At 63.4% G+C, this 21,006-nt stretch carries 22 protein-coding genes; 12 read left to right on the forward strand and 10 right to left on the reverse strand.

Features of this window, described 5'->3' with window-relative positions:
• Positions 1–164: 164 nt before the first annotated feature.
• On the reverse strand, positions 165–419 hold the full coding sequence (locus A9K66_RS07185) for a hypothetical protein (RefSeq protein WP_067321574.1): 255 nt from the start codon (positions 417–419) through the stop codon (positions 165–167).
• 92 nt (positions 420–511) lie between these two features.
• On the opposite strand from A9K66_RS07185, the gene A9K66_RS07190 reads away from it, so the two are divergent.
• Positions 512–3,466: an Rne/Rng family ribonuclease gene (locus A9K66_RS07190; protein ID WP_067321577.1), complete on the forward strand. Its 2,955-nt coding sequence runs from the start codon at positions 512–514 to the stop codon at positions 3,464–3,466.
• Between the two features lie 103 nt (positions 3,467–3,569).
• On the opposite strand, the gene A9K66_RS07195 is transcribed toward A9K66_RS07190, so the two are convergent.
• The gene (locus A9K66_RS07195) at positions 3,570–4,499 is read right to left on the reverse strand and encodes a glutaminase (RefSeq protein ID WP_067321579.1); all 930 of its coding nucleotides are present in this window, start codon (positions 4,497–4,499) and stop codon (positions 3,570–3,572) included.
• 5 nt (positions 4,500–4,504) lie between these two features.
• On the reverse strand, positions 4,505–5,653 hold the full coding sequence (locus tag A9K66_RS07200) for an aminotransferase class I/II-fold pyridoxal phosphate-dependent enzyme (RefSeq protein ID WP_067321580.1): 1,149 nt from the start codon (positions 5,651–5,653) through the stop codon (positions 4,505–4,507).
• A 207-nt stretch (positions 5,654–5,860) separates the two neighbouring features.
• Here A9K66_RS07200 and A9K66_RS07205 point away from each other — a divergent pair, with 207 nt between their 5' ends.
• From A9K66_RS07205 to aat, 6 genes are all read left to right on the forward strand, one after another.
• Complete coding sequence (locus A9K66_RS07205; protein ID WP_067321583.1) at positions 5,861–7,252, forward strand: M48 family metalloprotease; 1,392 nt, start codon at positions 5,861–5,863, stop codon at positions 7,250–7,252.
• A 57-nt stretch (positions 7,253–7,309) separates the two neighbouring features.
• Complete coding sequence (locus tag A9K66_RS07210) at positions 7,310–8,113, forward strand: DsbA family protein (RefSeq protein WP_067321649.1); 804 nt, start codon at positions 7,310–7,312, stop codon at positions 8,111–8,113.
• Between the two features lie 200 nt (positions 8,114–8,313).
• Entirely contained in the window at positions 8,314–8,748 is a 435-nt protein-coding gene (aroQ, locus tag A9K66_RS07215) for a type II 3-dehydroquinate dehydratase (RefSeq protein ID WP_066989889.1), read from the forward strand.
• 26 nt (positions 8,749–8,774) lie between these two features.
• The gene (gene accB, locus A9K66_RS07220) at positions 8,775–9,242 is read left to right on the forward strand and encodes an acetyl-CoA carboxylase biotin carboxyl carrier protein (RefSeq protein ID WP_067321651.1); all 468 of its coding nucleotides are present in this window, start codon (positions 8,775–8,777) and stop codon (positions 9,240–9,242) included.
• Positions 9,243–9,261: 19 nt separating this feature from the next.
• Positions 9,262–10,605, forward strand: a complete 1,344-nt coding sequence (accC, locus tag A9K66_RS07225; RefSeq protein WP_066989500.1) for an acetyl-CoA carboxylase biotin carboxylase subunit — start codon at positions 9,262–9,264, stop codon at positions 10,603–10,605.
• 23 nt (positions 10,606–10,628) lie between these two features.
• On the forward strand, positions 10,629–11,246 hold the full coding sequence (aat, locus tag A9K66_RS07230) for a leucyl/phenylalanyl-tRNA--protein transferase (protein ID WP_066989498.1): 618 nt from the start codon (positions 10,629–10,631) through the stop codon (positions 11,244–11,246).
• Positions 11,247–11,255: 9 nt separating this feature from the next.
• Here aat and A9K66_RS07235 read toward each other — a convergent pair whose 3' ends face one another.
• The 3 genes from A9K66_RS07235 to A9K66_RS07245 all read right to left on the reverse strand — a co-directional run bounded on the left by A9K66_RS07235 (position 11,256) and on the right by A9K66_RS07245 (position 12,806).
• Complete coding sequence (locus A9K66_RS07235; protein ID WP_066989496.1) at positions 11,256–11,639, reverse strand: hypothetical protein; 384 nt, start codon at positions 11,637–11,639, stop codon at positions 11,256–11,258.
• Positions 11,640–11,708: 69 nt separating this feature from the next.
• Positions 11,709–12,290, reverse strand: coding sequence for a DUF2155 domain-containing protein (locus A9K66_RS07240; protein WP_067321586.1), 582 nt, complete (start codon positions 12,288–12,290; stop codon positions 11,709–11,711).
• 117 nt (positions 12,291–12,407) lie between these two features.
• On the reverse strand, positions 12,408–12,806 hold the full coding sequence (locus tag A9K66_RS07245; protein WP_067321589.1) for an NADH:ubiquinone oxidoreductase subunit NDUFA12: 399 nt from the start codon (positions 12,804–12,806) through the stop codon (positions 12,408–12,410).
• Between the two features lie 224 nt (positions 12,807–13,030).
• On the opposite strand from A9K66_RS07245, the gene panB reads away from it, so the two are divergent.
• Together panB and panC are read left to right on the forward strand one after the other, a co-directional pair.
• Positions 13,031–13,870 (forward strand): 3-methyl-2-oxobutanoate hydroxymethyltransferase, encoded by an 840-nt coding sequence (panB, locus tag A9K66_RS07250; protein ID WP_067321592.1) that lies wholly within the window; start codon positions 13,031–13,033, stop codon positions 13,868–13,870.
• The gene (gene panC / locus A9K66_RS07255) at positions 13,867–14,730 is read left to right on the forward strand and encodes a pantoate--beta-alanine ligase (protein ID WP_067321595.1); all 864 of its coding nucleotides are present in this window, start codon (positions 13,867–13,869) and stop codon (positions 14,728–14,730) included. Before panB ends, panC begins: the two co-directional genes overlap by 4 nt.
• On the opposite strand, the gene A9K66_RS07260 is transcribed toward panC, so the two are convergent.
• The 4 genes from A9K66_RS07260 to A9K66_RS07275 form a co-directional block, all read right to left on the reverse strand.
• The gene (locus tag A9K66_RS07260) at positions 14,727–15,215 is read right to left on the reverse strand and encodes a GNAT family N-acetyltransferase (RefSeq protein WP_067321598.1); all 489 of its coding nucleotides are present in this window, start codon (positions 15,213–15,215) and stop codon (positions 14,727–14,729) included. The genes panC and A9K66_RS07260 overlap by 4 nt on opposite strands.
• 4 nt (positions 15,216–15,219) lie before the next feature.
• Positions 15,220–16,719, reverse strand: a complete 1,500-nt coding sequence (gatB, locus tag A9K66_RS07265; protein WP_067321601.1) for an Asp-tRNA(Asn)/Glu-tRNA(Gln) amidotransferase subunit GatB — start codon at positions 16,717–16,719, stop codon at positions 15,220–15,222.
• Between the two features lie 175 nt (positions 16,720–16,894).
• A complete protein-coding gene (locus A9K66_RS07270) occupies positions 16,895–17,326 on the reverse strand; it encodes a CBS domain-containing protein (protein WP_067321604.1) in 432 nt (143 codons plus the stop codon).
• 104 nt (positions 17,327–17,430) lie between these two features.
• On the reverse strand, positions 17,431–18,168 hold the full coding sequence (locus A9K66_RS07275) for a rhomboid family intramembrane serine protease (protein WP_067321607.1): 738 nt from the start codon (positions 18,166–18,168) through the stop codon (positions 17,431–17,433).
• A 419-nt stretch (positions 18,169–18,587) separates the two neighbouring features.
• On the opposite strand from A9K66_RS07275, the gene A9K66_RS07280 reads away from it, so the two are divergent.
• The 3 genes from A9K66_RS07280 to A9K66_RS07290 all read left to right on the forward strand — a co-directional run bounded on the left by A9K66_RS07280 (position 18,588) and on the right by A9K66_RS07290 (position 20,885).
• A complete protein-coding gene (locus A9K66_RS07280) occupies positions 18,588–19,226 on the forward strand; it encodes a PAS domain-containing protein (RefSeq protein ID WP_067321654.1) in 639 nt (212 codons plus the stop codon).
• Between the two features lie 171 nt (positions 19,227–19,397).
• Positions 19,398–20,012 (forward strand): PilZ domain-containing protein, encoded by a 615-nt coding sequence (locus A9K66_RS07285; protein ID WP_067321610.1) that lies wholly within the window; start codon positions 19,398–19,400, stop codon positions 20,010–20,012.
• 267 nt (positions 20,013–20,279) lie between these two features.
• Entirely contained in the window at positions 20,280–20,885 is a 606-nt protein-coding gene (locus tag A9K66_RS07290) for a transglutaminase-like cysteine peptidase (RefSeq protein WP_067321612.1), read from the forward strand.
• The last annotated feature ends 121 nt before the right edge of the window (positions 20,886–21,006 follow it).

Raw genomic sequence — 21,006 nt, forward strand, 5'->3', positions numbered from 1 at the left:
TGGAGCGCGACCTTCCCCTGCGGAAGCGCTTTTTGCCGGCATCCGAAATCGGGGTTGCCTTCCACCCCGCCAAATCATAAAAGCGACATTGGATCACTGCAATCCCGGAACCGCCCGCCCTGCAGCTTCCCGCCAGGGTAAGATGTGCAAGGCGCTTCCGGGTTTCAGGTGATCGCGACGATTTTCGCAGGCGTGCTCCCGTGGCGGGGGAATCGCTTGCGCGATGAAAACGGCCGGGATCTCCCGCGCCGGCTCTGTGCGAGCAAACAAGCTGGTCCGGCCAAGCCCGGGCTTTGGTTCAAAAGGTTCTGCTGGGTGCCGATGGCTTCAAGCGCAATCATGGAAAGGTCCGCATCGAACCGCGCCATTGTGGCTGCGGGCGGCACCGCCATCGCGCTCAAGCTCCGGCCGGCGGACATTCAATTATCCGGCAGCCACACAAATCCAGGCACACAGCGGCGGGGTCTGCCTCGCCAGCTGCGGCTGATGGCTGCCGGGAGGAAACGAAATAATGCCCAACAAGATGCTGATAGACGCCTCCCACCCGGAGGAAACACGCGTTGTTGTCGTTCGCGGTAACCGCATCGAAGAATTCGACTTTGAATCCCAGGACAAGAAGCAGCTCAAAGGAAACATCTATCTCGCCCGCGTAACCCGCGTCGAACCTTCCCTTCAGGCAGCCTTTGTCGAATATGGCGGCAACCGTCACGGTTTTCTCGCCTTCAGTGAAATTCACCCCGACTATTACCAGATCCCGGTAGCCGACCGTCAGGCCCTGCTGCGCGCCGAAGCGCAGGAGGCGGACGACGAAGAGGACGAGGAGGCCGAGACCGGCGAGGAACAGCAGGCGCGCGATCGCGGCGGCCGCCGCAACCGCCGGCGCGGCGGCAAGAACCGCGACCGGGCCGAGCAAAAGCGCGGTTCCGATGCTGCCGGTGCCGACGAAGGCGGCGAAAGCGCCGATGAGGTCGCAGCTTCCAGCGCTTCCGCTGATGAGCCCGGCGATGCGGCCGATACCTCGACCGAAGCCACCGAAGGCTCCGAAACCGTTGAGACCGTAGCCGAGGCAGCCGGCGAAGAGGAGAACAAGGCCCCCGAAGCCGGCAGCGACACCGAAGACGCCGATGCGACCGACAGCGAGAATCGCCAGCCTTCCGAGAGCGGCCCCACTTCGATCGCCGCGAGCATCGATGCGGATGTGATTTCGGAACCGGTGCAGGCCGAATCGACCAGCGAGGTCGCTCCGGCCGAGGAAGCCGCTCCCAGCGACGATGATCGCGGCATGCTCGAAGAAGTTTCGTCCGCACATTCGGACGAACACGAAATCGAATCGGTCGGCGCCGAGGATGCGCTTGAAGAGGTCCGTAACCGCCGCAAGCCGGTGCGCCGCCAGTACAAGATCCAGGAAGTCATCAAGCGCCGCCAGATCCTGCTGGTCCAAGTCGTCAAGGAAGAGCGCGGCAACAAGGGCGCGGCGCTGACCACCTATCTGTCGCTCGCCGGGCGCTATTCGGTCTTGATGCCGAACACCGCGCGTGGCGGCGGCATCTCGCGCAAGATCACCAATGCCCAGGACCGCAAGCGGCTGAAGGAGGTCGTCGCCGATCTCGAGGTGCCGCAGGGCATGGGAGTCATCCTGCGCACCGCCGGCGAAAGCCGCACCAAGGCCGAGATCAAGCGCGACTACGAATATCTGATGCGGCTTTGGGAAAATGTCCGCAACCTCACGCTGCAGTCCACGGCCCCTGCCCTGGTCTATGAGGAAGGCAGCCTGATCAAGCGCTCGGTTCGCGACCTCTACAACAAGGATATCGACGAGATCCTGGTCTCCGGCGAGGACGGCTACCGCGAGGCCAAGGACTTCATGCGCATGCTGATGCCGAGCCATGCCAAGGTGGTTCAGCCCTACCGGGACACCACGCCGATCTTCGTGCGCAACGGCATCGAGGCGCAGCTCGACCGGATGCTGCAGCCGCAAGTGACGCTGAAGAGCGGCGGCTACATCATCATCAACCAGACCGAGGCGCTGGTCTCGATCGACGTCAACTCCGGCCGCTCCACCAAGGAGCATTCGATCGAGGACACCGCGCTCCACACCAATCTGGAGGCCGCCGAGGAAGTCGCGCGGCAGCTCAGGCTGCGCGACCTTGCCGGCCTGATCGTCATCGACTTCATCGACATGGAGGAGAACCGCAACAACCGCGCGGTCGAGAAGCGGCTGAAGGATCACCTCAAGAACGATCGCGCCCGCATCCAGGTCGGTCGCATCTCGCATTTCGGCCTGATGGAGATGTCGCGCCAGCGCATCCGTGCCAGCGTGCTGGAATCGACGATGAAGCCCTGCCCGCATTGCGGCGGCACGGGCCATGTGAGATCGGACTCCTCGGTGGCGCTGATGGTGGTGCGGGCAATCGAGGAATTCCTGCTCAAGGATTCGCGCAGCCACATCACAGTGCGCACGCCGGCGGCGACCGCGCTTTATGTGCTCAACCACAAGCGCGCCAATCTGGTCGAGCTCGAGGCCCGGTTCGGCCTGAGCATCACGCTCGAAGCCGACGAGACGCTGGGCGCGCAACACTACGCGATCTTCCGCGGCGCGGTGGCTGAGAAGCCGGAAGGCTTCGTCGAGGTGCGCAGCCTGCCGACCTATGTCGAGCCGGAAGAACCCGAGGACGAGATCGTCGTCGAGGAGGAAGAAGAGGTATCGGTTCAGGCCGAACAGCCGCGCCATCCACAGCAGGGACAGCATCCGCAGCGGTCCGAGGACGGCGAAGGCGGCCGCAAGCGCCGCAAACGCCGTCGGCGGCGCGGCGGCAAGGATCGCGACCGCGAGCATCAAGGCCATGGCGATGCCGTCTCGGCCCCCGCACCTGCGGACGCCGGCACGATTGCTGGCGAAGCAGCAGCCGAGGTAACGGCTGAAGCACCGGCCGGGGCGGAAGCAGCTGAAGAGGGGCAGGGCAAGAAGCGCCGTCGCGGCAAGCGCGGCGGCAAGCGCAATCGCCGCGAGGAAGGCGAGATCGCTGCCGATGCCGATGCCGGCGATGGTCTCGAAGGCGAAGAAGCGGAAGTCGAAGCTCCCGAGGGCGCGCCGCCGGTCGCTGCAGCCGAAGAGCAGGCCGCGCCCTCGCCCGCCAATGACGATGTCGCGGAAACGGAGAAGCCGAAGAAGCCTCGCCGTGCACCGCGATCGAAGAAGGCTGTCGAGGAAACCGTCTCCGAGAAAGCGCCCCAGCGGGCGGCGGAACTTCCCGCTGAACCTGCGGCCGCCGAACCGGAGCTGACAGCGGCCGCTGCTGCTCCGACCGAGGCCGAAGCGCAGGTCAATGCCCATCCGACGCGGCGCAAACCACAGTCGATCGACACGCCGGCTGTCCCCGTCGTTTCGTCCAACGTCAGCGAGGAAGCCAAGACCGAAGAAAAGCCGAAGCGTGCCGGCTGGTGGCAGCGGAAGGGCTTTTTCTAAGCTCTGTCAGCTCATTAGGTTTCGCTGTTGAACAGAAGATCCCGTGCTCGTCCGGCGCGGGATTTTCGTTTTCTGGCCTTCCAATCTTGCGCCCCAGCACCTGCTAAGGCGCGAAGATCGACCAGTTCATCATCCTGGCGAGCTTCTCAAGCGCTATCGAGCCGAGCTTTGAATTGCCGTTCTCGTTGAGGCCGGGGGACCAGACGGCGAGCGAGGCGACGCCCGGCACGATGCCAAGAATACCGCCGCCGACGCCACTCTTACCCGGAATGCCGACACGGAAGGCGAAATCGCCGGAGCCGTCATAGTGGCCGCAGGTCAGCATCAGCGCGCCGATGCGGCGCGCACGCTCGGTCGACACGACCGACAGCCCGGTCGCCGGGTTCCGACCGCCATTGGCGAGGAAGCGGCCGGCCATGGCGAGCTGTCGGCAGCTCATGGCGATGGCGCAATGATGGAAGTAGACGCCCAGCGCCAGTTCCGGCTCGTGGTCGAGATTGCCAAAGGACTTCATGTAATTGGCCAGAGCGAAGTTGCGGTAGCCGGTAGCGCGTTCCGAGGCCGCGACCTCGCGGTCGATGATGATCGTGTCGTCGTCGGCCAGGAACTGGACGAAGCGCAGGATCTCGCCGATCGCCTCGCGCGGCTGATGCCCGGCAAGCAGGATGTCGGACACGACGATGGCGCCGGCGTTGATGAACGGATTGCGCGGAATGCCGCTCTCATGCTCGAGCTGGACGATCGAGTTGAACGGATTGCCCGACGGCTCGCGGCCGACACGCTGCCACAACGCATCGCCGACCTTGCCCAGCGCCAGGGTCAGCGTGAACACCTTCGAGACGCTCTGGATCGAAAAGGGCTGATCGGCATCGCCGGCAAGGATGATGCGCCCGTCATTGGTCACGGCGGCAATGCCGAATTTCTTCGGATCGACCTTGCCGAGCTGCGGGATATAGGTGGCGACATCGCCACGATCGCTGCGCTCGTTTATTTCGGCGGCCACTTCCGCCAGCGCCTGTTCAAGCTCGGGCATGGCGTCTATTTCAGCCAGCTTTCGATGCGCGCCAGCGCCTCGACCATGTCGTCATGGCTGCCGGCATAGGAAAAGCGCATGGTGCGATGGCCCTGGAGCGGATCGAAATCACGGCCGGGCGTGGCCGCCACATGCGCCTCGGCCAGCATCTTGCGCGCGAAGGCCATGCTGTCATTGGTGTGCCGCGTGACATCGCAGAAGGCGTAGAACGCGCCGTCCATGGGCGCCGCGAGCGGGAAGCCCAGCTCCGGCAAACGCTTCATCAGCAGGTCGCGGTTCCAGGCATAGCGCGCCTTCACCGCTTCCAGCTCTTGCGTGGCATTGAAGGCCTCGACCGCCGCGACCTGCGACAGTTCCGGCGGCGAGATGTAGAGGCTCTGCGCGATGCGCTCGACCGGCCGCACCAGTTCGTCCGGCAGCACCATCCAGCCGATGCGCCAGCCGGTCATGCAATAGTATTTCGAGAAGGAGTTGATCACCGTCACGCCGGCGCCACAGGCAAGTGCAGTGACGTCGGGCGCGGCATAGGCCAGCCGGTGGTAGATTTCGTCCGAGATCACCGCGATGCCAAGCTCGCCTGCGGTCTTCACCAACGCGGAAAGCTCGTCGGCTGGAATGACCGCGCCGGTCGGATTGGCTGGACTGGCAAACAGCACCCCTTTCAACGGCTTCTCGCGGTGTGCGCTCTTCAGGTGGTCGGCATGCAGATAGGCGTCCGAGCCAAGCTCGATCTCGACGATCTCGATGCCAAGCGCGGCCATGATGTTGCGGTAGGCCGGATAGCCGGGCGCGGCGATGGCGACGCGGTCGCCGGGATCGAACATCGCCAGGAAAGCCAGGTTGAACGCGGCGGACGATCCGGTTGTGACGGCGATACGGGCGGGCGCGACATCGATTCCGTAATGCTCGCCATAGTGCGCGGCGATTGCCTTGCGCAGCTCCGCCAGGCCAAGAGCATCGGTGTAGCCGATGCGGCCGTGCTTCAGCGCGAGAGCGGCGGCTTCGCGGACGCCGACCGGCGCCGGGTCCGACGGCTGGCCGACCGCCATCGACACCACGGGAATCCCGGTCGCCTTCAGCCGGTTGGCCTCGGCCAGAATATCCATGGCGTGGAACGGCTCGACCTCGCCGCGGCGTGAAAGCGAAACGACCATCTGACTCTTCAGCCTGCCTTTGGTTGGCAAATCCACAGGCAAACCGTCGCTCGCTTGCCCTGGAACTGCCGGGAGTTCGACGGCAGCGCCGCACAAATGCCCGATTGGTGTGGGGATCACAAGCGCGCAGGAAGTTATCGGCGCCGACTTTTCATCCTTCGCCCGCTCGTCTACCAGTGGACCTGTCATGTTGAGCCGACCCGAACGATGATCGATAGATCGACCGCAATAGGGCGAACCGCGCGCGGGTTCGCGACGCTCCTGCTTGCCGCCGCCGTCGCGGTGTCCACTTCGCTGAGCGCCTTCGCGCAAGGCGTGCCGGTGGTGCGCGATGCCGAGATCGAGGCGCTGGTGCGCGACTATGCCCGACCGATCTTCAAGGCGGCGGGCCTTGCCAATGACGGGATCGACATCGTTCTCGTCAACGACCAGAGCTTCAATGCGTTCGTGACCGGCCGCCGCCTGTTCATCAACACCGGCGCGCTGGTGACGGCCGAGACGCCGAACGAGATCATCGGCGTCATCGCGCACGAGGCCGGCCATATTGCCGGCGGCCACCAGCAGAAGCTGCGCGATCAACTCGATCGCGCCAAGACCATGGCCATCATCGCCACGCTGCTCGGGGCGGGCGCGATCGTGGCCGGCGCCACCACCAACAGCCGCGGCCTTGCCGGCGCCGGCATGGGCGTCGCCGCCGGCGGCGGCGAGATGGCGCAGCGCAGCATCCTTGCTTATCAGCGCGGCGAAGAAATCACCGCCGACCGCTCGGCGATCACCTACCTCAATGCCACCGGCCAGTCCGGCATGGGCATGCTGAAGACCTTCGGGCGCTTCCAGAGCGCGCTTTCGCTGTCGGGCACCCAGCTCGATCCTTACCGGATCAGCCATCCGATGCCCCGGGAGCGCATCGCCAATCTCGAGGTGCTGGTCAAGGCGAGCCCATATGTCAGCCAGGTCGACGCGCCGGCGCTGCAGCAGCGGCATGACATGATGCGCATCAAGATCGCGGCCTATATGCAAGGCCAGGCGGCCGTGGCGCGGCTGATGCGCAAGAACCCGACCAGCCTTGCCTCGCGCTATGGCGACGCGCAGCAGACCTATCTCTACGGCAATCCTGGCGCCGCGCTGACGAAAACCGCGGCCCTGATCAAGGAACAGCCGAAGAACCCCTATTTCCAGGAACTGCGCGGCGACATCCTGATGAAGGCCAACAGGCCCAAGGACGCCGCGGATGCCTATGCCAAAGCGGCGAGCCTCGACGCGGCGCGGTCCGGCTTGCTGCTGGTCTCGCTCGGCCAGGCGCTGATGGCGGCCGGCACGCCGGACTCAATCAACAAAGCGGTGGCGCAGCTCAACAGCGGGATCGGGCGCGACAAGGAAAACGCCGTAGCCTACCGCTATCTGGCTCAAGCCTATGGCGAATTGGGGCAAATCCCGGCCGCCGACCTTGCGACAGCGGAGGGCCATTTCTATTCGGCCGACTATAAGAACGCGAAGATCTTCGCCATGCGCGCTCAACAGAAATTGAAGCGCGGCGAGCCCCGCTGGCTTCGCGCGCAGGATATCATAAACTACACGCCATCTAACAAACTCAAGTGAACCTCCCGGCCGCGCACGGCGACCAGGTTGGACCGGGACAGGCAGAAGGAACTGATCATGAACAAGGCAATCCTGCTCGGCAGCGCCGGCGTGGCGGTGGCGCTCGGCATGCTGGCATTCGGCTTCGTGGCAGGAAGCCCGCAGGCCGCTAGGGCCGACACGACGCAAGCCATCCAGGTGGCCTCGGCGGACAGCAAGATCGACCGCAAGGAGGTCGAAGGCATCATCCGCGACTATCTGTTGAAAAACCCCGAGGTCCTGCTCGAGGTTCAGGACGCGCTCGAGGCCAAGCAGAAGGAAGAGCAGCGGCTCGCCGCACTCGGCGTCATCAAGGATGCGAAGGACGAGATCTTCAACTCCACCTTCGACGGCGTGGTCGGCAACCCGAAGGGCAAAGTCACCATCGTCGAGTTCTACGACTACAATTGCGGCTTCTGCAAACGCGCCATTGAGGACATGAAGGCGCTGACTAAAGCCGATCCGGACCTGCGCTTCGTGCTCAAGGAGTTTCCAATCCTCAGCCCGGATTCGCAAAAGGCCAGCGTGGTCTCGATGGCCTTCCATCTGATGATGCCGGAGAAGTACAGCGAGTTCCACACTGCGCTGCTCGGCAGCCAGGGCCGTGCCACCGAATCCACCGCCATGAAGGTCGCTGTTTCGCTCGGTGCCGACGAGGCGAAGCTGCGCGAGAAGATGAAGGATCCGAGCATCAACGAAGCGCTCTCGCGCACCTACGATCTCGCCACCAAGCTGTCGATCACCGGCACGCCGTCCTATGTGGTCGGCAATGAGGTGGTGTTCGGCGCGCTCGGACAGCAGGTTCTGGCGGAGAAGATCGAGCAGGCCAAGAGCGCGCTCTAGGTTTGGGCATGGTCTTTTCCGAAAACCGCTGCACAGTTTTCGGGATCATGCTCTAAGCGATTGCGAGTCGCGATAACAGGCGGTTTTCCGCCTGTTGTGGACAGCGAAAGAACGTACTTGCGCTCTTTTCGCGGGCGGATATGCCCATTATAGAGGTCCGGCGCGCCGGCTTGAGGCCGGCGCCGAAGAGGTCGGCATATTTGAAAACGATTTTCGTCCTGAACGGTCCCAATCTCAATGCACTCGGCAAGCGCGAGCCGGGGATCTATGGCGGCAAGACGCTTGCCGCCATAGCCGAGGATTGCAAGGCCGCCGGCACGGCGCTCGGGCTCGAGATCGATTTTCGTCAGTCCAATCACGAAGGTGATCTCGTCGACTGGATCCAGGAAGCCGGTGAAAAGGCCGCAGGCATCGTCATCAATCCCGGGGCCTACAGCCATACCTCGATTGCCATTCACGACGCCATCCGCGCCATCGCGCCGCTGCCCGTCGCTGAAGTCCATCTTTCCAATATCCACGCGCGGGAGCCTTTCCGCCACGTCTCCATGGTCGCGCCGGTCGCTGTCGGCATGATCTGCGGGTTCGGGCCACTCGGCTATACGCTTGCGCTGCAGGCACTGGCGGCGCGCCTGTGACCGGCTCCCAAACAGAAGGCTCGAAAATGTCGATAAAGAAGAACGGTGTTGACCAGCAGCTGATCCGCGACTTGGCGGGCATACTGAACGACACCAACCTGACCGAGATCGAGGTCGAGCTCGGCGATCTGAAAGTGCGCGTGTCGCGTCAGTCTCAGGCCGTCCACGCGGTCGCTGCTCCGCTTCCTATGCCGTCCGCGGCGGTTGCCGGGCCGGCTCAGGCGGTAGCGGCCGCGCCCGCGACGGCAGCCGATCCTTCCAAGAACGCCGTGCCTTCGCCGATGGTCGGCACCGCCTATCTCGCGCCCTCGCCCGACGCCAAGGCGTTCATCGAGATCGGCCAGAAGGTGAAGGAAGGCCAGACGCTGCTCATCATCGAAGCGATGAAGACGATGAACCAGATTCCCTCGCCGCGCGCCGGCACGGTGACGGCGATCCTGATCGAGGACGCCCAGCCGGTCGAATACGGCATGCCGCTCGTGGTCATCGAGTAGAGCCGGGAACAGCGGGCAGATGTTCCAAAAAATCCTCATCGCCAATCGCGGCGAAATCGCGCTTCGGGTGCTGCGCGCCTGCAAGGAGCTCGGCATCCAGACGGTGGTGGTCCATTCGACGGCCGATTCCGACGCCATGCATGTGCGGCTTGCCGACGAAAGCGTCTGCATCGGCCCGCCGCCGTCACGCGAAAGCTATCTCAACATTCACCAGATCGTCGCCGCTTGCGAGATCACCGGCGCCGATGCCGTGCACCCGGGCTACGGCTTCCTGTCAGAAAACGCCAAGTTCGCCGATATCCTCGCCGCCCATAACATCACCTTCATCGGCCCTTCGGGCGACCATATCCGCATCATGGGCGACAAGATCGAAGCCAAGCGCACGGCAAAGCGCCTCGGCATCCCGGTGGTGCCTGGTTCGGACGGCGCGATCAGCGACGAGAAGGAAGCAAAGCGCATTGCCGCCGCGATCGGCTATCCGGTGATCATCAAGGCTTCGGCCGGCGGCGGCGGCCGCGGCATGAAGGTCGCCCGCACCGAAGCCGACCTCGAAGTGGCGCTGCAGACCGCCAGATCAGAAGCCGGCGCTGCCTTCGGCGACGACGCCGTTTACATCGAGAAATATCTGGAAAAGCCGCGCCATATCGAATTGCAGGTGTTCGGCGACGGCGCCGGACGCGGCGTGCATTTCGGCGAGCGCGACTGCTCGCTGCAACGCCGCCACCAGAAGGTGTGGGAGGAAGCGAACTCACCGGCCCTCAACGCCGAGGAACGTGCGCGCATCGGCGGCATCTGCGCCAAGGCGATCGCCGATCTTGGCTATTCCGGCGCCGGCACGATCGAATTCCTCTACGAGAACGGTGAATTCTATTTCATCGAGATGAACACACGCCTGCAGGTCGAGCATCCGGTGACCGAAGCGATCACCGGCATCGACCTCGTGCATGAACAGATCCGTGTCGCCTCCGGCGGCGGACTGTCGGTCAAGCAGGAAGACATCAAGTTCAACGGCCACGCCATCGAGTGCCGCATCAACGCCGAGGATCCGCGCACGTTCACGCCGTCGCCCGGTACGATCACGCATTTCCACACGCCGGGCGGCCTCGGCATCCGCGTCGATTCCGGCGTATATTCCGGCTACCGGATCCCGCCCTATTACGACAGCCTGATCGGCAAACTGATCGTGCATGGCCGCAACCGCGTCGAATGCATGATGCGGCTGCGCCGGGCGCTCGACGAATTCGTTGTCGACGGCATCAAGACGACGCTGCCGCTGTTCCGCGACCTGGTCGGAAATCCGGATATCGCCAACGGCGATTACGACATCCACTGGCTTGAGAAATATTTGGCCAAGGAGGAATAGGATCTTGCGGTTATAATGGCGCAATGACTCGTCCCTACGCGCCCGGCTACCGCATCCCGACCGACCTGCTGCTGAAAGCCTATGCCTCGGGCGTGTTCCCGATGGCAGAGAGCGCCACCGACCCGGAAGTGTTCTGGGTGCGGCCGGAGACGCGCGGCATCATCCCGCTCGACGGATTCCACACGCCGCGCAGTCTGAAGAAGACGATCCGCAGGCACCCTTTCGACATCCGCTACGATTTCGACTTCGAGGCGACGATCGACGGCTGCGCGGAAAGGCGCGACGAGCGCCGCTCGACCTGGATCAACGCGCCGATCCGCGAAGCCTATGTCGAGCTCTATCGGCTCGGCCACTGCCATTCCGTCGAGGCGTGGCGCGAGGGCCGGCTGGCCGGCGGTCTCTATGGGGTGTCACTCGGGCGCGTCTTCTTCGGCGAAAGCATGTTCGCCCGGGAAACCGACGCCTCGAAGACCTGCCTCTATTATCTCGTCGAGCGGCTGAACGAACGCCGCTTCGCGCTGCTCGACACGCAGTTCACCACCGAGCACCTGAAGCGCTTCGGCGCCATCGACGTGCCGCGCAGCCGCTACGAAAAAATGCTGGCCGAGGCCCTGAAGGGCGACGCGGTCTTTTATCCCTGAGGTAAGCGGTCACCCGCTCGCAGTTTCAATTGGCGTCTGGGAATGAAACATCATCTTCCAGCCATCGGCGCGATGAACATAGCCGGTGCTGACGAGAGCGGCATAGGGCTCGCCGTTTTCCCGCGTCGCGCGCGCCTCGTAGGTTAGCATGACGATATCGCTGCCGGGTTCGACCATGCCTTTCAGCCGAATGTCGAGATCGCGCCAGCGATTGGGCTTGGTGGCGGTCTTGGCCAGATCGGCATTGGTCATCGCCTGCGCCATCTCCGGAAAGGCGACGAGGCAATCCACATCGGCGTGGGCCGCGAAATACGCGGAATCGCCGGTCCAGAAGCCTTTCTCGATATCGAGAAGCTCTTTCTTACTGGCAGTGATCGGCCTGATCGTTGCCATGGAAATCTCCCGTCGCCATCACCGTTTATCCAACGGATTGCGAAAAAGAGGGTTCCGAGAGTTCCGAGATCAGTTCGTGTCTGTGGTGTCGGCGCCATCCGGCGCGGGCGCCGCATCCGACGGCTCAGGCGCTGCCTCGGCAGGCGGCTCCTGCACGGGCGGCTTCGGCTTGGCGGCATTCGTCTTCGGCTTGCCCGTATCGGCTTTGGCGGCGGTCGGCGGCGGCACGTCCGATTTTTGCTTGCAGCCCTTCAGCCAGACGTCATAGACGGCGTGCTCGACCGCGTTGAGACCGGGGCTTTCGGCGAACATCCAGCCGGTAAAGATACGGCGGATCTTGCGATCGAGCGTGATCTCGTCGACCTCGACGAAGGAATCGGTCTTCGGCTGTTCGGTCTCAGGCCGAGAGTAGCAGACGCGCGGCGTCACCTGCAGGGCGCCGAACTGCACCGTCTCGTCGATATAGACGTCGAAGGTGATGATGCGGCCGGTGATCTTGTCGATGCCGGCGAATTCGGCGACCGGATTGGTGATGCGGTCGGAAACCGCCGGCGCCGCCGGTGTCTGCGCGGCGGCGAACCCTGCCGTCGAGGCAGCCAGAACGGACGCTGCCGCGAACAGTCCCGTCGAGAGTCGGCCGAAAGAGTTCATGCAGGGATACCGGTGGTTGCGCCCGGGTGATTCTCTCAATCGCCCAAGGCTAGTCAGGGCTGCGCTATCAGCAAGGAGCTAAACGCCAATTGTGGCGACAAAAGACCGAAAACGCGTTTACGAACCGGGCGTCCAAGCGTCGTAGTCGCCGGTGACCTGCGGACGATGCTGGTTGGTCAGAATGGAACCTTGCGGGCGATAGGCGCCCGGCGTTCCTGTGAGATTGGGCCGGTGCGGCTTCTGCCAATCACGAGCCTTATAGCTCTCGCTCGACGGAGGCGTGTCGACGCGATGATGCATCCAGCCATGCCAGCCCGGAGGGATCTTCGAGGCTTCGGAATAGTCACGATAGATGACCCAGCGGCGGGTGCGACCTTCCGAATCGATGCCGCCCTCGTAATAGACGTTGCCGACCTCGTCCTCGCCGACCTTGTTGCCGAAGCGCCAGGTGTGGAAGCGCGTGCCAAGTGTCTGGCTGTTCCACCAGGTGAAAAACTGCAGCAGGAAAGTCTTCATCCAGATCCTCGTTGCGGCTGCGGCCGCGCCGTTTCCTGCTTATGGCGTCACGTCAACGCGAAGGCAAGGGTTTTGCCCTGCCTGCGATGTAAATGCTTCGTGCGCTAAATCGATACACGCGTGGAGATATCGCCACCTCGGCTTGCCAAGCGTTTGCGCAGTTTCTAAAGCTCGCACGCCGGCAAAGCTGGCGGCTGGCCCGCGCCGGTTGAGGGAGGTGACGATTGGCCCCAGAACGGTCCACCGGCAATCGGATCGGCGCCGAAGACATTCGTCGCCGCAAGGGCGGCGTGCCGATCGTTTGTCTCACCGCCTATACCTATCCGATAGCCCGCATGCTCGATCCGCATGTCGACCTGCTTCTGGTCGGCGACAGCGTCGCCATGGTGCTGCATGGCCATGCCACAACGCTCGGCGCTTCGCTGGAGATGATGATCGCGCACGGACAAGCGGTGATGCGTGGCTCCGCAAAGGCCTGTGTGGTGGTCGACATGCCGGCAGGCAGCTACGAGGCCTCGGTGGCGCAAGCCGTTGCCTCGGCAAGGCTCATCATCGGCGAGACGGGCAGCCAGGCGGTCAAGCTCGAGGGTGGGGTCGACATGGCCGCGCAGATCGCGGCAATCGTCGCGGAAGGCATCCCGGTCATGGGCCATATCGGCCTGCAGCCGCAGTCGGTGGACAAGGACGGCGGCTACAAGATCAAGGGCAGGAGCAGGGAAAACATCGCCGCCCTTTTTCGCGACGCCGAAGCGGTTGAAAAGGCCGGCGCCTTCTCGGTCGTCATCGAGGGCACGGTCGAGGCGGTGGCTTCGGACCTCACCCGTCATATCGCGATCCCGACCATCGGCATCGGCGCCAGCGGCGACTGCGACGGCCAGATCCTGGTGGTAGACGACATGATCGGCATGACCGTCGACCGCGTGCCGAAATTCGTCAAGGAATACGCAGTGCTGCGCGACACCATTGCGGATGCGGCGGCGCGTTACGCCGACGAGGTGCGCAGCCGCGCATTTCCCGGACCTGACCACGTTTTTTCGGCGGCATCGGGCAAGGACCAGGCATGAGCGGGCCAATCGTCGTCGAGAGCGTTGCGGCCCTTCGCGCGCAGATCCGGGATTGGCGCCGGGATGGCCTCAAGATCGCCATGGTGCCGACCATGGGCGCGCTGCATGACGGCCACATCTCGCTGGTCAGGATCGCGCTCGAAAAGGCCGAGCGCTGCGTCGTCTCCGTCTTCGTCAATCCGACCCAATTCGCGCCGACCGAGGACCTGGAAAAATATCCGCGCCAATTGGCCCGCGATCTCGACCAACTGCGGGAAGCAGGCGCACATCTGGCCTTCACGCCAGGCGTGGCGGAAATGTACCCGGCCGGCTTCGCCACCAAAATCTCGGTCGGAGGCCCCTCCTCCGGCCTGGAGACGGATTTTCGGCCTGCCTTCTTCGACGGCGTCGCCACTGTCGTGGCCAAGCTTTTCCTGCAGGCAGCGCCCGACTGTGCCGTGTTCGGTGAGAAGGACTACCAGCAGCTTTGCGTTGTCAGGCAGCTGTGCCGTGATCTCGATCTGCCGGTCGAGATCGTCGGCGCGCCGACCGTGCGTGATTCCCACGGCCTCGCCATGTCGTCGCGCAACGCCTATCTGGGCGCGGCCGAGCTCGAGATCGCGCGCAAATTCAACGTGGTTCTGCGTCAGACCGCGGCCGAACTCGCGTCCGGCGCGGATGAGGCACGTGCGGTGAATGCGGCTGCGGAAGCGCTCGTCAGGGCGGGCTTTCGGAAGGTCGACTACGTCGCCGCGCGGGAGGCCGCAACGCTCGCGCCCTGGCGACGAGACCGCGACGGCCGCCTGCTCGCGGCGGCCTGGCTCGGCACCACCAGGTTGATCGACAATGTGGAAGTCCCAGCCGCTCCGCCGGCGCTTTAGCCGAGCCGCTTCTCCAGGATGAGTGCGGGCCATCCCGAACTGCCGCCGCAATCCGCTGTCCTGCCTGCCGTCCGAAATCCGTTCGCCTCGTAGAAGGCGATCGCCGCCGCATTCGCCTGCTCGACCTCGAGACGCAGCGTCCGCATCTGCGGAAAACTGGCCTCGACTTCGTCGAGCAGCGCCTGGCCGATCCTTTGCCGCTGACAATCCGGAGATACGTAGAGCTGGTTCAGAAGGACGATCTTCGGGTCGGCAGTCGCGGCCGCGAAAGCCATGCCGCCAAGCCGCTTGCCATCGTCAGCGACCAGGAATTCGGAATTCGGCCGGGCCAGTTGCGCCGTGAGCGAAGCAAGAGAATGCCAGTCGTCGGTGATCGCCGTTACATGCTCGGCGCCGTAGATGGCGTCATAGGTCGCATGCCACGTCTCGACCAGCAGCGCGCGGATCGCACCAAGATCGCGCTCGCTGGCGGTGCGGACGAACATCGCTCTATTCGATGCCGAGCTTGGCCTTGACCAGCTCGTTGACCGCCTGCGGGTTCGCCTTGCCGCCGGTCGCCTTCATCACCTGGCCGACGAACCAGCCGGCCATGGTCGGCTTGGCGCGCGCTTGCTCGGCCTTGTCCGGATTGGCGGCGATGACCTCGTCGACCGCCTTCTCGATGGCGCCGGTGTCGGTCACCTGCTTCATGCCGCGGCTTTCGACGAGGTGGCGCGGATCGCCGCCCTCGTTCCAGACGATCTCGAACAGATCCTTGGCGATCTTGCCGGAGATCGTGCCTTCCTTGATCAGGTCGACGACGGTACCGAGCTGCTCAGGCGAAACCGGAGCGTTTTCAATATCTTTGCCAGCCTTGTTGAGAGCGCCCAGCAGGTCGTTGATAACCCAGTTGGCGGCAAGCTTGCCGTCGCGCCCCGAGGCCACCTTCTCGAAATAGTCGGCGATCGGCTTTTCCGACACCAGCACCGAGGCGTCGTAGGGCGATAGGCCGAGCGAGCCGATCAGCCGCGCCTTCTTCTCGTCCGGGAGTTCCGGCAGATGCTGTGCCAGATCATCGACATAGGCCTGGTCGAATTCCAGCGGCAGAAGGTCGGGGTCGGGGAAATAGCGGTAGTCATGCGCCTCTTCCTTGGAGCGCATCGAGCGCGTCTCGCCCTTGTTGGGGTCGAACAGGCGCGTCTCCTGCTCGATCGCGCCGCCGTCTTCGAGAATGGCGATCTGACGGCGCGCTTCGGACTCGATGGCCTGGCCGATGAAGCGGATCGAGTTGACGTTCTTGATCTCGCAGCGCGTGCCGAAGGCGCCGCCCGGGCGGCGCACCGAGACATTGACGTCGGCGCGCAGCGAACCCTCGTCCATGTTGCCGTCGCAGGTACCGAGATAGCGCATTATGGTGCGCAGCTTGCTGACATAGGCCTTGGCCTCGTCGGCGGAGCGCATGTCCGGCTTGGAGACGATCTCCATCAGCGCAACGCCGGACCGGTTGAGGTCGACATAGGACATTGTCGGATGCTGGTCGTGCATAGACTTGCCGGCATCCTGCTCCAGATGCAGGCGCTCGATGCCGACCTCGATGTCCTCGAACTCGCCCTGCCGGTCCGGTCCGACCGAGACGATCACCTTGCCTTCGCCGACGATCGGCTGCTTGTACTGCGAGATCTGATAGCCCTGCGGCAGGTCCGGGTAGAAATAGTTCTTCCGATCGAAGACCGACTTGTGGTTGATCGCGGCCTTCAAGCCCAGCCCAGTGCGGATCGCCTGCTTGACGCATTCCTCGTTGATCACCGGCAGCATGCCGGGCATCGCCGCGTCGACCAGGCTGACATTGGCGTTGGGCGCCGCGCCGAAAGAGGTCGAGGCGCCGGAGAACAGCTTTGCCTCGGACGTCACTTGCGCATGCACTTCGAGCCCGATGATGATTTCCCAGTCGCCGGTGGCGCCGGAGATCAGGCGTTTCGGGTCGGGCGTGCGGGTATCGATGATGCTCATGGAGGCCTATGGGTCGCATTTGTGGCTGGCGCGATTTTGCTTATCGCGTTGCGAAAATCGCATCACTCGCTAGTGCAAACCGTTCCTTGAGACAAGTCCAAAGCCGCGCGCAGGCCTCCAGGCAGCTTGCGCTTGTAAGCCCACGGGCTGTGCTGGCGGCTCCTTTCCGCCTGTATCAGGCGGTGGCGATGTAGGCCCGGATCTCCTCGGCCTCGCGCTCGACATCCTCGATCCGGCGTTTGACCACATCGCCGATCGACACGATGCCGTCGAGCATCCCGTCCTTCTCCACCGGCAGGTGGCGGAAGCGACCCTTCGTCATGATCTCCATGACCTCGTTGACCGTGTGGTTCTCGTTGCAGATCTTGACCTTCGGCGTCATGGCCGAACGGACCGGAATATCGAGCGCGGTCGCGCCCTCCCTGGCCAGCACTCGCACGATGTCACGCTCGGAAAGGATGCCGACGATCTTGCGGTCGCCATTGGTGATGACCAGCGCGCCGATCCTATGCTCGGTCAGGATGCGAATAGCTTCGCTCAGCTTTTCATTAGGCCCGAGTGTGAACACGTCATGGCCTTTTTGCTCAAGAATTGCCTTCACAGTCATGGCGTCCTCCTGTGCCTTGCCCGCCGGCTCCTGCCCTGACCGGCATTCACGTTCCGGTGAACATGGTGCGCCGTGATTGGTTGCATTTCAAGTGCGCCGCAGCGCTACTCGGACGGCTGGGGCCGATCGAAAAAACGCACGCCGAAAAAGCCTGCGACAAAGCCGCCGATATGGGCTTCCCAGGCGATCTGTCCTTCGATCCCCGGCGCAAAGCCGAGAAGGCCGGTGGCGAGGTTGATCACCATCCAGACGCCGAGGAAGGTCATGACGCCGCGCGAACGCAGCACGATTGCGATCGGCAACGGCTCGCCGGCGAAGGCCGCCTGGCCTGACGAGCGATCGATCCGGAACCCGTAGCGCGCCGCAGCTCCCATCATGCCCGAGATCGCGCCCGACGCGCCGACCAGCGGCATCTCGCCATAAGGATGCATCGCCCAGAACAGCGCTACCGAAGCCAGCCCGGTCACGGCGTAGAACACCGCAAACCAGGCCGCGCCGAAACGATTGGCGAGCGGTGAGCCGAAAGCGGCAAGCCACACCATGTTGACGGCAATGTGAGCGAGGCCCCCATGCATGAAGGCATAGGTGAAGGGGCGCGTGAACAGGAACCAGTCGAAGCCGTATTGACCGGTGTAGAGCACCGGAATGAAGGCTCCGTCGTAGAGCAGCGTCATTTGCTGGTCGTCGTTCAGCACATATCGCTCCAGCAGGAAGACGATCGCGCAGATCCCCATCACCGCCAGCACAACCGGCGGCAAGTTGAACACCGGCTCGCGGCGCGGCTCCGGCGCTTCGTCGTCTGGTTGCATTTCGGTTTCGGTCGGTGTTACCGGCTCGCTCATGGCCTCTTCGCAGATGGCTGGAGACTCGATTTCGGCCGAGCATGTAGTTCACGCCTGATCGAATCACAAATCGCGAATCGCTCAAGCTGAATCGGATAGGGCCTGGATCGGCGACGCGAATCAAAAGAAAGCCGTCCAGGTTTCCCTGAACGGCCGGTCGAGTCCCCTCTCCCCGAAAACTGACTGAAGCGCTGCCGATCGCTGCTGAAACGACCGTTGTGGAGTGGTTTTTGATGTGCCACAGGCCCCGTCGGCGCGCAACGTAAACCACTTGTTAACCTTAACGGCCCCGAGACGTGAACAAACGTTAACGATGCTGGCACGCATCCTGCTCCGCACCGCATGAAGGTCATCGGAGGGCGCCCTGTCTGTTCGCCGATGGGACAACAAGAAAGACAGATTGCCGGAGCGGAATGGAAATGAATCAGAACGGATCAATCGCGCTGTTCCAATATTGGAACCGGCTGCGTGATGGCCGCCCGGCTCCGAAACGCTCGGAAGTGGAGCCGGCGGACATCAAGACGCTCCTGGCCGATACATTCATCCTGGAGCGCGACACACGCGCCGAAGCCGTGTTCCGGCTGGCCGGCACCAGGCTCTGCGCCTATTACGGCCGCGAGCTCAAAGGGTTTTCCTTCCCCTCGCTCTGGCGCGAGAAGGACCAGCGGCTTATGTCGCGTCTCATCCACGGCGTCTTCGACCAGAAATCGGTGCTGCTTCTGACCTATGAAGGATTCAGCCGAAACGGTCGTTCCAGCAAGTTCGAGCTGCTCGCGCTGCCGCTCGATGGCGGCGTCGAGAGCCCTCGCTGCCTCGGCATCGTCAGCGCCGCGGATCGGCCGTTCTGGCTTGGTGCCGACCCGCTGGCGGACGCCCTGATCGACGCGATTCGGGTCATCGATCCCGACAAGGACCCGATGTTCCTGAAGAACCGGCCGGCGATCGATGTTCCGTCGCTCGTGCCGACGGAGTTCGACGCGCCCGAGACCATTTCGGCGCTCGGCCGCGTACGCCGGATACGGCATCTCGTCGTCTTCGACGGCGGGCGCAACGAGTAGAGCGGATCGCGAGATTTTGCCCCGATCTGGTCCAGGCCTTTGCCTTGCGTGGGCGTCCGCCCCCAACCCATTTGGGCCGGCTTTTTCCCGTTTGTTAACCTGCTTTGCTGTAGCTTTTTCCGGTGAAATTCCTCGCACGTCGCGCGGAATGCCAACGGGGTGTAGGCAGTCATGAGGTCAGCGGCGGAATTTGCGCCGTCCCGTGTGGAGCGGCGCAATTTTCAGCGTGTCCGGGTGAAAATCTACGGACGCTTCATGCTGGAGGACCGCACGGAACACGCGTGCCAGGTGATAGACATGTCGCCAGGCAATGTCGCCTTGCGCACCGATCGCGTCGGCATGCCGGGGGAAAAGGTCATTGCCTATATCGATCACATCGGTCGCATCGAAGGCATCGTGACGCGCACCTCGCAGGACGGTTTCGCGATGACCGTCATCGCTTCGGACCGCAAGAAGGACAAGCTCGCCGCGCAGCTCACCTGGCTTGCGAACAAGCATGAGCTCGACCTGCCGGAAGACCGCCGCCACGAGCGCGTCGCGCCGCGCAATCCGATGAGCGTGCTGCAGCTCACCGACGGGCGACAGTATCAGTGCCGCATCATCGACCTGTCGCTCTCGGGCGCGGCGATCGAGATCGACGTCAAACCAGCAATCGGCGTGCAGGTCATGCTGGGAACGATGCGCGGCCAGGTCGTGCGTCACTTCGAGGACGGCGTCGCCATTGAGTTTGCCGTCATCCAGCGGCCGGAAACCTTGGATTCGGAATTCAACGCGCCGCGGTCCTGACCGCTTAGAATGCGGACATGCATCCAACCGGCCTCCAGCGGCCGGTTTTTTGTTGGCCGGATCAGGGCCTTCTAGCAGCCGGGCGGCATGTCGAGACGCCACGTGATCCGGGTGCGGCGGCCGGTTTAGATTCTCAACAATCCGCAGTCGAGATAGTTCAAATTTTATATTTAATCTACGGGCGTTTTACTCAATCTCTACTTCCGGTTTTTGCGTCAAATAAATCCCAACGTGGCACAGTCTCTCTCAAACGGGGAGACTACCATAATGAAAATGACGAGGGGCAAGCTGTTGCTCTTGGCAATGGCGATGCAGCTTTCCGCCTGGGGCACGGCAAGCGCGGGACCGCTGTTCATGCATACGGGTGGCCGCACCACCCAGCCCGTCGGCCATTATGAACTCTGCCAGCGTATCCCCATCGAATGCAATGAGAGGACGCCGAATGGGTCTCCTGTCGAGCTGACCCGCAAGCTGTGGGCGACGATGATCAAGGTCAACAATTCGGTCAATACCCGCGTCAAGCCACGTACCGATATGGAGATCTACGGGGTCGAGGAATACTGGGCCTATCCCGACAACGGTTTCGGCGACTGCGAGGACTACGCGTTGGAGAAGCGCCGCGAATTAATGGCCGCCGGTGTCCCCGCCGGCGACCTTTTGATGACGGTCGTGCGCCAGCCGAACGGCGACGGCCACGCGGTGCTGACGGTGCGCACCAGCCTCGGCGAGTTCATCCTCGACAATCTCGAGCCGAAAGTGCTCGCCTGGAACGACACGGTCTACACCTACCTCAAACGTCAATCGACAGAGAATTCAGGCGTTTGGGTTTCGATCAACGACGGCCGCGAGGACGCGGTCGCCAGCGTCCGCTAGGATCCCAATGCATGCTCGCCCCAAGATGCGCAGGGCTTTTGGGGCAACGGCACACACGAAGAGATTAAGCACGCCGCATTCATACGGCGTGCCTGGAAAAAGCCCGGTCGAGTCCCCACCC

Origin of the sequence: Mesorhizobium sp. AA23 (assembly GCF_001672435.1) — a bacterium.
Taxonomy (GTDB): domain Bacteria; phylum Pseudomonadota; class Alphaproteobacteria; order Rhizobiales; family Rhizobiaceae; genus Mesorhizobium.